The organism is Niastella populi (assembly GCF_002078015.1).
GTDB classification, from domain to species: domain Bacteria; phylum Bacteroidota; class Bacteroidia; order Chitinophagales; family Chitinophagaceae; genus Niastella; species Niastella populi.
This window is the reverse complement of sequence record NZ_LWBP01000191.1, coordinates 72,115-86,381: the sequence shown is the minus strand read 5'-3', so window position 1 is coordinate 86,381 and position 14,267 is coordinate 72,115. Positions and strand designations below refer to the sequence as shown.

Sequence of the window (14,267 nt, the reverse complement as noted above, 5' to 3'; positions counted from 1 at the left end):
AAAAGATTGATTAGTGCTCTTTATGTATGAATAATAGGTAGCGGTTAGTGCAAGCAGTTGTTTGGAGTAAGATTCCCTAAACAGGGGTTGCTTTTTGTCTTTATCTACCCGAATGAACAGATCATCCCACAGCTGAAGACCGTGCAACGACTATTTCATCTTTTGATTCAGTTCCTTTCTTTGCACCGAAGTATGCAACGGCCGCACCAAGCAGCAGGCTTACAAAGGCGAGTATTGCTGCCGTTGATGCCGCATCCGCAGCTTTATCTGCAACCTCTCTTGCCTTCGCCTCTGCTTCCTGTTTCATCTGCTGCATTTTTGCAGAAGCCTGTTTTGAAGCAGCTATCCAGTTATCTGCTATTTGTTCCGCCTCTGCCCTGCTCTTACCGGTTCGCGCAACGATAACATTCACCACTGCGTTTCTATCCACCGCCTGTGCAACATCTTTTCCTTCAGCAAAAAGTTGACCCAGCAATCCATCTACCTGTACGTCTGTATATTGCGGAGTTACCGCATTATTGTCGGCTGTAATTCCTGCATTATCCACCGACTGTTTTGCCCGGTTTTCCAAAGCACCGGGCTGTAATTCTGGCTTTCCTGTCTGCTTAAGTAATAGCGTAGCTTCATTTTTGAGTTTATTCAGGTCCACATTTTGCAATTGCTCCCTGATTTCAGGTGTCGCTGCTTCAACGGCTTTTGCGGCCACATTACCAACAGTACTAAGCGTGTTTCCGACCAGCCTTCCTACCCCGCCAAGTATACCACCTATTGCTGTTGTAACAAAATAAAGTGTAAGAAGAGATACTATACTCCAGGTTAACAGGCCATGTATGGCGCCATCAAATTCCTGATTGGTCTTTGACAGCCGACCCGCTACCCAGCCACCTGTAAATAAGGCTATTAGACTCGATATTACATACCAGATCGCTGTGCCCACGCCGAGGCCCTGCACCGGGTTTTCTTCTGTTTTAGGATCAACAGTGCTTAGTCCAATACCTATACCCAGTAAACTGAGTGTAATTTGTATAACTACCGCTATCAGTACACCAGCAAATACTGCCGCCCAGGAAATGCGCTTTACTGAAGCAAGTACACCTGGTTCACTCAACACGCTGGTTCTTTCTAATCTCGCTTCCATAATATATGTTTTAGTTAATACGGAAATTTTCATGCTCAGCTTATTTCAGCAATATTCCCGCAGCAGTGATTAGAAAATTACCCACTCCATCTGAATGGATAGTCCCGTTACGGGTATAAAAAACCTGATGTAATAGAACTCAATAAATCACTAATCGATTTGTAATAGTGAAGCCGATGAGTGAACTTGTACTGTTTTCCTTTACCGATGTTGCGGCCTTAATTAGTGTGTAGTCCTACCTTCACCTGGAAAGCAAGGCAAGCCCTCCCCCGGTCTGTGTTTGATAACTGCGTGGCTGCGGCTGAATCTTCATTGCGGGTCCCCGGCGGCGGGCTCGCTATTTAGGAGAAGCGCCCGGCGCAGCGGCCGCATGGGACATCGCCGCCCTGGCCAGCATGTTCGGCATGATGATCGGCTTCCTGAACGGGACCCGTGTCTTTGAGTCGGAAGGTTTACAGGTGGCCGATCCTGCCAATATGGTCCTCAACATTGCAGTTATGACAGAGGGTTTTGAGTGCTGAATATCAGCATTTGCCGGGCCGTTCCTGTTTTTCTGACCGATGTTTAGTCATGGTCCCACGTTTGTTTTAAAGAATGGCTGAATTGTTTTGTATCCGGGCAAAAAAGTTATCTTAGCGCCTCATGCAACGCCTGATCTATTACATTTCATTACCGTTCATTTATTTGCTTTCCCTCCTGCCCTTTCCAATCTTATACAGGGTCAGTGATGGGTTCTATTTTGTCCTCTTTTACGTAATGGGCTATCGCAAAAAAGTAGCCCTGCAAAACCTTCGCAATTCTTTCCCCGAAAAATCGGAAAAAGAAATAAAAAGATTGTGCAGGGATTATTACCACTACCTCTGCGATCTCTTCCTCGAGAGCTTTAAAACGCTTACGATCGGGCGGTCGGCCATGTTAAAACGCTGCACGTTAAGCCCCGCTGCAAAAGATATTTTCGACCGCTATCACAGTGAAGGGAAAAGTATCATGCTCGTGATGGGACATTTCGGCAATTGGGAATGGGCAGGCAATACTTTCAGCCTCACGTGTAAACAACAATTGTTTGTAGTATACCACCCATTTGGCAATAAGTATTTCAACGGCCTGATGTATCGCATGCGCACCCGTTTCGGCACCGGGCTTATTGCAATGAAAGACACATTTAAGGACATGGTGAAAAACAAAGCGAAGATCACCACCACCGCCTTTATTGCCGACCAGACACCACAGCCGGATAATGCATTCTGGACCACCTTTCTCAACCAGGATACTCCGGTTTTCAGAGGTACCGAAAAAATTGCCAAAAAAATGGGTTATCCTATTGTTTACATAACAATAAAGCGGCTGAAAAGAGGTTATTACAACATTCTGGCGGAAGTATTGTCGGAAGATGCCAAAAATACCGCCGAAGGAGAAATATCAGCATTACACACAACCAGACTGGAAAAAGATATTCGGGAACAACCAGAAATATGGCTCTGGACACATAGACGATGGAAACACAAACGCCCTGCAGAATTACATTAATTGTATAAAAACCCTTTAAATAAAACATGCAAAAGAAACCGGGCCGGGAACTGATCCTTGCCACCAAGCCATTTGCCAAAGAAATTGTATGGAAAAGCTGGTTCTACAGCCTGTCTACCTTAACGATCCTGATTGCCCTCTTTGCAGGCATTTACTTTTTAGATAATATCTTCTTACGGATTGCCTGCAGTGTCGCCGCCGGGCTTACTATGGTGCGGATGTTCGTTATTTACCACGATCACCAGCACCATACCATTCTTCACCGGTCATTGCCCGCAGATATTCTTTTCAAAATATATGGCATTTTTATTCTCGCGCCTGTCAGCATCTGGAAGCGCTCGCACGATTACCATCATAATCATAACTGCAAATTATTCAGCGCCAGTATCGGTTCATACCCGGTTATGACCAAACAAAAATTCCTGCAGTCTTCCAAAGCGGAGCAACGCAGCTACCTGGCCATCCGCCATCCGCTCACCATTATGTTTGGCTATATCACCATGTTCCTCTACGGCATGTGTGTGCGCTCTTTTATCAGCGCACCCAAACGCCATTGGGATTCGCTGGTGGCTCTTATCGTTCATATTGGTATCAGCGCATTTATTTTTATTAAACTGGGCTTTATCACCTGGCTGCTGGCGGCCATAGTGCCATTTCTGCTGGCTTTTATGATAGGAGCCTACCTGTTCTATGCCCAGCATAACTTCCCGGGCGTAACCTTCCGTGAAAAAGACGATTGGTGTTATGAGGAAGCGGCGATGTGTTCCAGCAGCTACATGGTCATGAATCCCTTCTGGAGATGGGTTACGGCAAATATCGGTTATCATCATATTCATCATATCAATTCACGCATTCCGTTCTACCGTCTTCCCGAAGTAATGGCCAGCATTCCGCAATTACAGGAAGCAAAAACAACTACATTGAATCCGCTGGATATAGTAGCATGTTTCCGGTTAAAGGTGTGGGACCCAAGCACGGGCTCAATGGTGGGAATTAAATAAAACATGCGGCGTACCTGAACCCGCATTAAAAAAAATAAAGATCCCGAACTGAAAAGTTTGGGATCTTCTATTTGTAAGAATAAATACCAATATTGCTACGCTTTGTCTTTGATCATCTCCCACTTATCCGCTTTACTGAAACGTTACTTTAATCATCCTGTTTACAGCCGGCAGCGTTGTAAAACCATTGGGGTTTGGCACTTCCATAATGGGCTTGCTTTCATTGAGCGGCGTACCTGCCAGGTTGAATTGTGTAATACCGGCTCCCGGGAATTGATTTATGGCCGTTCCGTTATCGAACAACTTGATTGAGGACGACAGGTCGCCCTTTTCATCGGCATCCCAATCATTTCCCGAGGTGGCGAAAAACCAGTCGTTTGAAAATCCATACATCGTTGCAATTGCGATCCGGTCGCCTTTCGCTACCGATAACATTTGCGACACCATGCCACCGTCGGCGCCATCGATCCGCGGAAGCAGCACGGTACTTTTTCCTTCTTTGAGTACATACACCGATCTAACGCCCGGCTTCGATCTCAAGGCTGCCGCCAGCAAATCGGCATTGCCATTCTGCGCCAGTTCTTTCAATCCTTCGCCGCGGTCTAATTCCCCTGTTTTAAAGAAGGGATTTTCCTTACCCTTATATACCACCACCAATATCGGTGACAAAGGAGTAAAAATGCCGGTCTTTTCCATCAGATAAGCACTCATTGCCGAGATATCGCCAGCCTCTGCAATATCAGTGAGCCCGTTTGCAGTTGGTTTACCGGCTGTATAAACCGGCTCAGGCAACAGCAGGTTTCCGCCTGCCACATAGGAGATGGCCCATACCCCGGGACTAAATGGAGTTTCATTGGCGGTGCCGCCCGATTTGTTGGTAATGGTAATGGTGAATGTAGAATTGCCATCATATGCGAGGGATGCCTGCATTAGGTTAGAAGCGGCCAGGTAAGTGTTGCCATTATCATCCATCCCATTTACTTCTTTAATGTTTTTGGCCATTGCTTCAGCCGTTCCGGGATGGGTTACCGCAGCGCCGGGCGCCTGGTTCACCCGGGTGCCGTTATCCCACAGTTTTATCTGCGCTGATACATCCCCGGTTACCGGCGAACCATCATCGTTGTACAATTTAATGCCCGGATTTTCCGGCGCAAAGAACAGGTCGTTGCTCCAGCCATACATCGTGGCAAATGTCAGGCGCTGGTTTTTGGCTGCGGAAAAACTGAATGAAACGGATTGTCCGGGAAAAATTACAGGCGGCGTACCGCTTCCCCTGAAAGTACCTGATTGTACCAGCGGCTTGCTGTCGAGTACGTTTTCAATTTTTATGGTACCCGTCCGGTCGGGCGGGTTATCATCATCTTTTTTACAGGAGCCCAGGAACAACACTGAGGCAAATAATACGTAGGCTTTTAATGAGTTGTATTTCATTGTGGTGAGTTTTATAACCCAAAACAAATGAAACCTTGTCCCACAGGTGTTGCAGAATTATAACAAAAGTATCACAATGGATCAAAATGTCTTTTATTTAGCACCTTTGCTGTATAATATCGATATGGATATCAAAACAGTATTGATCATTGAAGATGATCCTAACATCGTGGAACTGCTCAGGATCCACCTTCATGATCTGGGCTGCAAAGTAACCACTGAAAGCGATGGCCAGAAAGGGCTGGCTACCGCCAAAGAAGGCCTGTTCCACCTTATTATTCTCGACATTACTTTGCCCGCATTGAACGGCCTCGAGATCTGCAGGAAAATAAGGCAAACAGACCGGCATACCCCCATACTGATGCTCACCGCGCGGAGTGAAGAAATAGACAAAGTAATGGGGCTGGAAACGGGGGCTGATGACTACCTCACCAAGCCCTTCAGTTTAAGGGAACTTATTGCGCGGGTAAAAGTTATATTTCGAAGAAGCGAAGAATTTGCGATCGATAACCTTCCCGCATCCACCACTCCCCTTCTAAGTTTTAGCGGGCTGGAAATAGACCTTGACAAACGAAAGGTTATGCTCAACCACTGCCGTATAGACCTTTCACCGAAGGAATTTGAGCTGATCACACTGCTGGCCTCGAACCCGGGTAAAAGCTACAGCCGGAAAAGACTGCTGAACCTGGTATGGGGATACGACTTTGAAGGTTATGAACATACCGTTAACAGCCATATCAACCGGCTACGCGCTAAAATTGAAGAGGATGTATCCAATCCACGATTTATATTAACCACCTGGGGCGTAGGCTACAGGTTCAATGAAGAATTATAAATGTCTGTACGAACTATTAATGGCAACCGGCTTTTCTGGAAGATCACCGCTGTATTTTCCGGGCTGCTGATCGTATTGGGAATCGTTTTTGTAGCCATCGCTTCGAGGTTCTCAAAATCGTATTATATGGCGGCCCACCAGGAGCTTTATGGAGATATTGCCCGGCACCTGGCAACTTTTACCCAGCCTTTTAAAAACGGCAAACCAGATACAAGCGTAACACATGATATTATCCATTCTACCATGGTTGCCAACCCCAGCGTAGAAGTGTATTTACTCGATACCGCCGGTAATATCAAAGACTATGTTGTACCTGACACCACCGTACAGATGCACCAGGTGAATATTGACAAGGTAAAGCAGTGGATAGGGGCAACAAATATGCAACGCCCGTTGGGTGATAATCCCAAACAGCCCGGAGAACCCGGCATTTTTTCCGCTGCACCGGTATATGAGAACGGACACCTGGTAGGATATGTATATGCCGTGCTGGCCAGTGAAAAACAAAAAGCCATTCTGCATGCGCTTGACAATAACCTGTATATCCGCCTCGCCAGCTACATGTTTTATGCAGCGCTGGTGGTAGCGTTCATTGTAGGCATTGTTACGTTCTTCCTGATCACCGACAGTATCTGCCGCATAGCCGGTGTAGTAAAACGATTTAAAGAAGGCGACTACTCTGCACGCATAGAAGGTTATGATAAAGGGAACCTTGGCATGTTAACATCCACTTTCAATGAAATGGCAGATGTGATTGTAGACAATATCGACAAGATATCGGCCACCGACAGGTTCAGGCAGGAACTTATCGCTAACATTTCACACGACCTTCGCACACCGTTATCCATAATGCAGGGATATGTAGAAACGCTGATGATGAAAAAAGACCAGCTCGATGCAAAGGATATCGAAAAATATCTTACGATCGTGTATGACAGCAACAGGAAGCTGTCGGTGCTGGTAGAGCAGCTTTTTCAGTATGCCAGGCTGGAAGCCAACCTGGTAACCCCACAAAAAGAATCGTTTTTGATCGATGAGCTTGCGTCTGACATTCTCTCATCGTACCAGTTAAAGGCAGACACCCGGAATATACGACTGCACCTGGATAAGAGCGGTAACCTGCCCCCTGTTTTCGCTGACCTGGCACTAACGGAACGGGTGTTTCAAAACCTGCTCGACAACGCCTTCAAATTTACAAACGATGGCGGTTCGGTAACAGTTAAGCTAACCCAAAGCAAAGCCGGAATAAAAGTGCATATTATCGATACCGGTATCGGCATTGCAGCCGAAGAGCAATCGCTGATCTTTGAACGGTATAAGCAACTAAAGAAAGAACACACTTCTCAAAAAGGAATGGGTATCGGGCTTGCTATTGTGAAAAAGATCCTCGAGCTGCACCAGGCGTCTATTGACGTATTCAGCGAACCCGGCAAAGGCACAACATTCAGGTTTGAACTGCCTTACAAAAACAGCCCGTTGAACGTTAACGCATTTGCGTAAATTAAAAGCATCTGTTATACTAAAAAAATATCCCCGGCCAGTGAAAGTACCTAAACATTAATACCCGGATCGCTGTTTTTATTCCATGGCTAGAATATTTATAACCGGTTCTGCAGACGGTCTTGGCCTTCTTGCGGCAAAAGCACTGGCAGCCGAAGGGCACAACGTTGTTTTACATGCCCGCAACCCCGCACGGGGAACTGAAGCAAAAAGAAAAGTACCAACAGCGGAACCCGTATTAACTGCCGACCTGTCGGACATTGAAGCCACTAAACAACTGGCGGCGGAGGTCAATGACCTGGGAAGTTTCGATGCCGTGATCCATAATGCAGGGGTTTATCAGGTTTCATCACAACTGATCTTTGCAGTGAACACCTTAGCGCCGTATATTCTCACCAGTTTAATTCAACGGCCTGAACGATTAATTTATTTGAGCTCCGGCATGCATTTGCAGGGCAGGCCGAACTTCGAAAACTTCAATGTAAACAGCGGCCGCATAAGCTACTCCGATTCAAAACTGCATGTACTGATGCTTTCCATGGCGGTAGCACGCAAATGGCCGGGTGTTTATTCCAACACGATCGACCCCGGTTGGGTGCCAACGAAAATGGGTGGCCGCGGCGCCCCGGATAATCTTCAAAAAGGATACGAAACCCAGGTGTGGCTGGCCACAGGAAACGACAGCAATGCCAGGGTAAGCGGTCATTATTTTCACCATAAAAAACAAAGAGCTTATAACACTGCCGCCGATGACATAACTCTGCAGGAAAAATTGTTACAACTATGCGAAACAATTACCGGTGTTGCCTTTCCGCAATAGCATCCAGCACTATTGCGATTGGGAGCCAACCCTGCCGATCACAATGAAAAAGGGTTGAATGCCAGCAGTATATCAATCGATGAGAACCGGCTGCAGTTTACTCAAATATAATCACTTCTTTTTGCGGTTATGCCACCGTCAATGGCACCAGGCAAAGCACATCTTTACCGCTCGTATAGATCTCAAGGCAATACCCTTTTTTATCCAGATCGGGATGTTGTAAAAGCTCCTGGAAAGTTCTGCCGATGACCGACTCATCTTTTTTCCAATCTACCAGCATTTCACTGGCATAAGTGCCTTTTCGTATAATGAGCGTTTCGCAACCCAACTGCTCCGCTTCACCGGGAAATGATTCTTCGACCGCCGCTTTATAAACTATTTCACCACGTTCATTCATGTGGCTGATACCATAATGCGTTCTGGTGGCAGCATCGGCCGCCAGGGAATGCAACTTTTGAAATGCATCGCCCACTCCCATAGGAAATGAAGCAGCCTGCACATAAATGACCTTTATATCTTTTTCGTTGATATATTTCTCCATATTGTACATTTTTAATGATGCTACAAAGCTACTATCTGTCATTTTTTGTGAGGGGTGCAATCAAGACAAACCAGGGGGGTGATTGTGACATTTTGGAGCAACCTCCACGCATTGCAGAAAATTTTTCCGTGAAGTTTATGCAAAAAGCATGGGAGTGCGTCTATAAGGCTGGCCAATAATTGTTAAAATGGGAAGATCATTATTCATTTCCTTGCTGTTTATAGCAAGCCTGAACACCGGCAGTGCCCAAACAACTAAAGAGAACAGGAAACTGTTGATCTATTCGCCCCTGCGTACCTTTTTTCAGCAAAATCCTTCCTTTAAGGAAGTAGAAATTTACGGGTGGGAACCGCGTGGGTGCAACCGCCTTACTATCAAATCAACCGATTCACTAGCTAACCGGCAATTTTTTGACCTGTGTTTCGAAGGCGATAAATATTTATTTGAAAAGCAATTCGGGAAATGGCACCTTCCTGATTCGCTGGTAGAGTCGTTGATCGATCATAAGGCAGACTACTGGCATGCAACCGTCAATATCAGATACGATTCCGTCTTTATTGCCACTACCCATAAATACTATCCTAAAGACGATTATTACTTTGTAAGGATCAGGGACTCTATCTGGTACATAAAGGGCACGGCTGCCCTGGAAAAGGAATTACAGGCTTGTATTCAGCATATTTCTGCGGAAGAAAAACTCACCGATTCTGTTTTCATTTTTACAGCGATCCTGAAAAAAGACAGTACGATAACCGTTGACAAACAAATAACCTCAGCAAACAAAACTTACGCAAAGGCTTTAACCGAAGCGCTTAATAAATCGCATCCCTGGATGCCCTATATGCATGGAGGAATGGCGCTAAAGTTCTATATGAAGTTCTATGTCAGGATCAATGAAGACCGTACGGTAAGGGTGGATTTCAGGCAGCCTTAAAGAATCAGACACCCACCCACAGGCGTTATCGAAAGCCATTTTGATGATAAACATGCGGCGGAAGAGCCGAAAACTCACCCCCCAATTTGTCCAGATCAGCATATTGCTGCCAATTTCTAATAAAAAATCTTGCACGTATGGTTTTCGTTCATTAACTTTGAAATGCAAAGTACTTTCATCATGAATGAAAAGCCAGATTACGCCCGTGATATAACTGAGATCCGCTCTATGATGGAGCGCTCGTCCAAGTTCCTGTCGCTATCAGGTTTGGCAGGCGTAATGGCCGGTATGTATGCCCTGGCAGGCGCTTTTATTGCTTACCGGGCGCTCGATTTCAATCCCGGTGACCTGGGCACTGCCACCGACAGTTCTTTATGGAAGATCGTTGTGCTGGCCCTGCTCGTTCTTGTGCTGGCGCTTGGTACTGCTATTTATCTTTCCTGGAGAAAAGCGAATAAAAGCGGTGAAAAATTTTATAATGCTACCACAAAGCGGGTGGTGAGCGCAATGGCAGTACCCCTCATTGCCGGCGGTTTGCTGATGCTTGCGGTATTGCTTAAAGGACTGGTTGGCCTGATAGCCCCATTTTCACTAATATTTTATGGACTGGCTCTATATAATACCAGCAAGTTCACTTACGATGAAGTTAAAACGATGGGACTGGTTGAAATAGGGTTAGGCCTCACCGGCACCTTCTTTATAGGTTATGGGTTATTTTGTTGGGCCCTGGGTTTTGGCGTGGTGCATATTGTTTATGGCATTTATTTGCATTACAAGTACGAACGGTGAAAATATCAATCAATGGATTACATAAAGCGTTTGAAAACAGGGTCAGGCTCGGCATTATGTCGGTGCTGGCTGTCAATGATATGCTCGACTTTAATTCACTGAAAGATTTCTTCGATATCACCGATGGTAAACTGGCCAGCAATATGAAAGCCCTGGAAAAAGAAGGGTTTATAAACATGAAAAAGTCGTTTATCGGGAAAAAACCCAACACTAAATATTACATGACGAAGAAAGGTAAAAAAGCATTTGAAGATCATTTGAAAGCACTGGAACAATTACTAAAATCACAAAAATAAACATGAACCCAACAACAACTGAACACAGGTTGCCGCATACACGGAACATAGCAGCGGCTTCTAATGGGTTAAAAGTATAGCCATATTTTTTTGCTCCTACACTTTGAATTTCAAAGTTCTTTCAATTTAAACTATTCAAAAACAGTGAACATGACACCAAACACCAACGCAACCACCCGCACCAACAAAGGTTCCTTAGCGGTACGAATGCTGATCGGCGCAGCGATCGGCTTATTACTGATCTGCTTTTTTCTTATTACGGCCGATAGTCCCGATCCCGCCTGGCCTAAATTATGGATAATAAGACCATTGATCATAGTTCCGCTGGCTGGCGCAATGGGTGGCTTATGTAATTACTATCTCGTGAATTACCATGGCATGATCGGATTGAACAAATTAATAGCCATTATACTAAGCGGGATCATATTTGTAATTGGCTTGTGGGTTGGGATTATATTAGGACTGGACGGCACATATTGGAATTGATCGCATCTGTTAACAATCACTATTCAATAATTCATTCAATAAATGATGAAAGACCAGATCCTCGGCCACCTGAACCATCCAGGTGAACTCGAAAAACTGTACAGGAGCAATAAAAGTTTGTTCAGGCGCGAATTCAATTCGCTTTACCCCGAAATCCAGGGCAGCCGGTTTGCCGTTTTCTGGAATGAAAGGCTGAACTATGAACGGGATGAAATCAATTGGGCTAACCGCAGGGAATTAATATTTGTGGTCATCGCGATCATTGTCGCAGGACTTACCGCAAAACTGCCTGCCTTTTTGCACATAGATGAGGAATACTTCTATACCCGGAACGCAGGTTTCATCATCTTTCCGGCGTTGTCGGTCTATTTCGCCTGGAGGAACAAACGATCGACCGGTAAAATTGCAATTATTGCCGGCCTGGCGCTGGCAGGATTACTGTTTATCAACTGGCTTCCCGATACCCCGAAAAGCGATACCCTTATGTTATCGTGTATGCATATGGCATTTTTCCTGTGGTCATTGTTAGGATTTGCTTTTGTTGGCGGCAAAGACAGTAATGGAGAAAAACGGCTGGCCTGGTTATGTTTTAACGGCGACCTGGTGGTAATGTCAGCGCTCATTGCCATTGCGGGTTTTATACTATGCGGGGTAACCGCAGGACTTTTCTCATTAATTGGTTTCAATGTTGAAAAACTCTACCAGGATTTTCTTCTCCCCTTTGGCCTTCCTGCCGTGCCTGTTTTGGGAACTTACCTCACCCAAACCAACCCGAACCTTGTAGGGAAAGTTTCGCCGGTGATCGCAAAAATATTTTGTCCGCTCGTACTGGGCATGCTGATCATTTATCTGGTTGCCATTGTGATCACAGGTAAAGATCTTTATAACGACCGCGATTTTCTGATCGTGTTCAATGCACTCCTGATAGGCGTTATGGCAATCATATTCTTTTCTGTTGCCGAATCGACGAAAACAACAAACAGTAAAATAGAGATCTGGACGCTCGCATTGCTTTCAACCGCAACCATCATTGTAAACAGCTTTGCATTATCGGCCATCCTGTTCCGCATTTCCGAATGGGGCCTCACTCCCAACAGGGCCGCAGTGCTTGGCAGCAATGTGCTGATACTGGTAAACCTCCTGCTGGTAACAGTGCTTCTTTTCAGGGTACTGATCGGGAAGAATGAAATCACTGAAGTGGGGAAGGTTATTACCTATTATTTACCGGTATACTTTATATGGTCAACAATCGTGATCTTTTTATTCCCATTCCTTTTCGGGTTCAAATAAAGCAACACACTACATCAAAACCATAAAATGAAAATTGATCTTATCTTAGCATACGTGCAGCGGTACGAATTCGGGCACGAAAGGGATTTTGTGCTGCAGGCGCACCGGACATTGTGGAAGCGATCGTTCTCACCCCTGTACGCCTTCAAAAGGATCATGCGCGGACTATTTACCTTAAGCGCGGGCGCCTTTCTCCTGTCGGCATTCATGAATTCGTTTTACTGTTATAAGAGAATGAGAAAGAATTATCCCGTCGACATGACCAAACGGAAAAACCTGAACAAACTGGTGGAACCACAGGTACGGTCTTTCGGTGAAAATGCTATGGAATATGTATCTACGTATAGTTAGTAAAAAACGCAGTTGTAGAATCTAATAAAAATGGTAAATTGATGCATTCCTGATGCCAACCAGATGCTTTAATATACAAACCATACCTGAGTTTCCTGTATCCAGACTATACAGGAAGTTCGGACTGCAAATTTCCGGTTATCTTATCTGCACCTGCCTATGCCTTCCCTTGTTTGGAAAAACACACCATGTAGGCGCAGGGCAAACTTATACTTCACTTGCACAGGCTGTTGCGGTTACATTACCCGGTGATACCATAATGGTGCATGAAGGGAAGTATGCCGGCGGTATTTCCATTGCCAGGTTGCAGGGCACTAACTTAAAGTGGATCTATATTACTCCGGCGCCGAACGCAACCGTTATTTATGCGGGCGGTATCGCTGCCTGGCATATGACAGACGCCGCTTATGTGCAGGTAAAAGGTTTCATTTTTGAACAGCAAACCGGCAACGGGTTCAATATGGATGATGGAGGCACGTATGATACGCCCTCGCATCATATTATCTTTGACGCCTGTACTTTCCGGAATATCAAAGCAAAGGGCAACAACGATCTGCTTAAACTATCCGGGGTAGATTTCTTTGAGATCAAAAACTGTGTCTTTCTCAACGGAGCAACAGGCGGCAGCGCTATCGATATGGTAGGTTGTCATGAGGGTTCCATCACGAACAACCGTTTTGAGAACCAGGGCAGCAATTCTATACAGGCCAAAGGCGGAGCAAAAAACATCAGGATCGCATTCAATGTTTTCAAAAACGGCGGTCAACGCACGCTTAATTTGGGCGGATCAACAAACCTGAAAATGTTTCGTCCGCTCGACGCCCGCTACGAAGCCGCGCAACTGACGGTTTATTCGAATATTATCATCGGCTCCGATGCGCCAATTGCCTATGTAGGTTGCGTGCATACCGAAGTGATGAACAATACCATTTATCTTCCGCAAAAATGGGTGATCAGGATCTTACAGGAAACCGTAGATACTTCCCGCTTTTATCCCTGTGGAAATAATTCTTTTAAAAACAATATCATTTACCGCAATAACCGGGTGAGCACCGATTGCAATACCGGCGCAAATACGACTCCGCAAAGTTTTAATTTTTCCGGCAACGTTTGGTATCATGCGCAAAACCCTGCATGGACAGGCCCTGTCCTTCCGGTGAAAGATATCAATAGCATTATTGGCAAAGACCCGCTTTTCAATAATGCCGCATCAGGTGATTTTACATTGCAGGCGGCTAGTCCGGCGGCAGGCAAAGGATATCAAAATAACGGGAAGCTGTGAGATCAGCTGCAAAAAGCCTTACGATCCGGCTTCAATCTTCTTTATG

15 protein-coding genes are annotated in these 14,267 nt (G+C 45.4%); 12 read left to right on the top strand and 3 right to left on the bottom strand.

What is annotated here, in order from left to right:
- Window positions 1-121: 121 nt before the first annotated feature.
- Window positions 122-1,171 (bottom strand): hypothetical protein, encoded by a 1,050-nt coding sequence (locus A4R26_RS19895; protein WP_207625789.1) that lies wholly within the window; start codon window positions 1,169-1,171, stop codon window positions 122-124.
- Window positions 1,172-1,780: 609 nt separating this feature from the next.
- Between A4R26_RS19895 and A4R26_RS19890 the strand changes: the two genes are divergently transcribed.
- Together A4R26_RS19890 and A4R26_RS19885 are read left to right on the top strand one after the other, a co-directional pair.
- Window positions 1,781-2,665 carry a lysophospholipid acyltransferase family protein gene (locus A4R26_RS19890; RefSeq protein WP_081167169.1) on the top strand — a complete coding sequence of 295 codons (885 nt, stop codon included), beginning with the start codon at window positions 1,781-1,783 and terminating at the stop codon, window positions 2,663-2,665.
- A gap of 26 nt (window positions 2,666-2,691) precedes the next feature.
- Complete coding sequence (locus tag A4R26_RS19885; RefSeq protein WP_081167165.1) at window positions 2,692-3,666, top strand: fatty acid desaturase family protein; 975 nt, start codon at window positions 2,692-2,694, stop codon at window positions 3,664-3,666.
- A 132-nt stretch (window positions 3,667-3,798) separates the two neighbouring features.
- Here the strand turns inward: A4R26_RS19885 and A4R26_RS19880 are convergent, their stop codons facing one another.
- Window positions 3,799-5,097 carry a spondin domain-containing protein gene (locus A4R26_RS19880; protein ID WP_081167160.1) on the bottom strand — a complete coding sequence of 433 codons (1,299 nt, stop codon included), beginning with the start codon at window positions 5,095-5,097 and terminating at the stop codon, window positions 3,799-3,801.
- Between the two features lie 76 nt (window positions 5,098-5,173).
- On the opposite strand from A4R26_RS19880, the gene A4R26_RS19875 reads away from it, so the two are divergent.
- The 3 genes from A4R26_RS19875 (at window position 5,174) to A4R26_RS19865 (ending at window position 8,252) form a co-directional block, all read left to right on the top strand.
- Window positions 5,174-5,932 (top strand): response regulator transcription factor, encoded by a 759-nt coding sequence (locus A4R26_RS19875; RefSeq protein WP_081167156.1) that lies wholly within the window; start codon window positions 5,174-5,176, stop codon window positions 5,930-5,932.
- Complete coding sequence (locus tag A4R26_RS36245; RefSeq protein WP_081167154.1) at window positions 5,933-7,432, top strand: HAMP domain-containing sensor histidine kinase; 1,500 nt, start codon at window positions 5,933-5,935, stop codon at window positions 7,430-7,432.
- Window positions 7,433-7,517: 85 nt separating this feature from the next.
- Entirely contained in the window at window positions 7,518-8,252 is a 735-nt protein-coding gene (locus A4R26_RS19865; RefSeq protein WP_081167152.1) for an SDR family NAD(P)-dependent oxidoreductase, read from the top strand.
- Window positions 8,253-8,379: 127 nt separating this feature from the next.
- Here A4R26_RS19865 and A4R26_RS19860 read toward each other — a convergent pair whose 3' ends face one another.
- A complete protein-coding gene (locus A4R26_RS19860; protein WP_081167150.1) occupies window positions 8,380-8,793 on the bottom strand; it encodes a hypothetical protein in 414 nt (137 codons plus the stop codon).
- A gap of 187 nt (window positions 8,794-8,980) precedes the next feature.
- Between A4R26_RS19860 and A4R26_RS19855 the strand changes: the two genes are divergently transcribed.
- The 7 genes from A4R26_RS19855 (at window position 8,981) to A4R26_RS19825 (ending at window position 14,221) form a co-directional block, all read left to right on the top strand.
- A complete protein-coding gene (locus A4R26_RS19855; protein ID WP_081167147.1) occupies window positions 8,981-9,727 on the top strand; it encodes a hypothetical protein in 747 nt (248 codons plus the stop codon).
- A gap of 180 nt (window positions 9,728-9,907) precedes the next feature.
- A complete protein-coding gene (locus A4R26_RS19850; protein ID WP_081167220.1) occupies window positions 9,908-10,516 on the top strand; it encodes a hypothetical protein in 609 nt (202 codons plus the stop codon).
- Window positions 10,513-10,812, top strand: a complete 300-nt coding sequence (locus tag A4R26_RS19845; protein ID WP_081167145.1) for a winged helix-turn-helix domain-containing protein — start codon at window positions 10,513-10,515, stop codon at window positions 10,810-10,812. The genes A4R26_RS19850 and A4R26_RS19845 overlap by 4 nt, the downstream gene beginning before the upstream one ends.
- A gap of 150 nt (window positions 10,813-10,962) precedes the next feature.
- Window positions 10,963-11,298, top strand: a complete 336-nt coding sequence (locus A4R26_RS19840) for a potassium transporter KefB (protein ID WP_081167143.1) — start codon at window positions 10,963-10,965, stop codon at window positions 11,296-11,298.
- A 42-nt stretch (window positions 11,299-11,340) separates the two neighbouring features.
- The gene (locus A4R26_RS19835) at window positions 11,341-12,588 is read left to right on the top strand and encodes a hypothetical protein (protein WP_207625788.1); all 1,248 of its coding nucleotides are present in this window, start codon (window positions 11,341-11,343) and stop codon (window positions 12,586-12,588) included.
- A gap of 27 nt (window positions 12,589-12,615) precedes the next feature.
- On the top strand, window positions 12,616-12,939 hold the full coding sequence (locus A4R26_RS19830) for a hypothetical protein (RefSeq protein WP_081167140.1): 324 nt from the start codon (window positions 12,616-12,618) through the stop codon (window positions 12,937-12,939).
- Window positions 12,940-12,991: 52 nt separating this feature from the next.
- Complete coding sequence (locus A4R26_RS19825) at window positions 12,992-14,221, top strand: DUF5123 domain-containing protein (RefSeq protein ID WP_081167136.1); 1,230 nt, start codon at window positions 12,992-12,994, stop codon at window positions 14,219-14,221.
- Window positions 14,222-14,267: the final 46 nt, after the last annotated feature.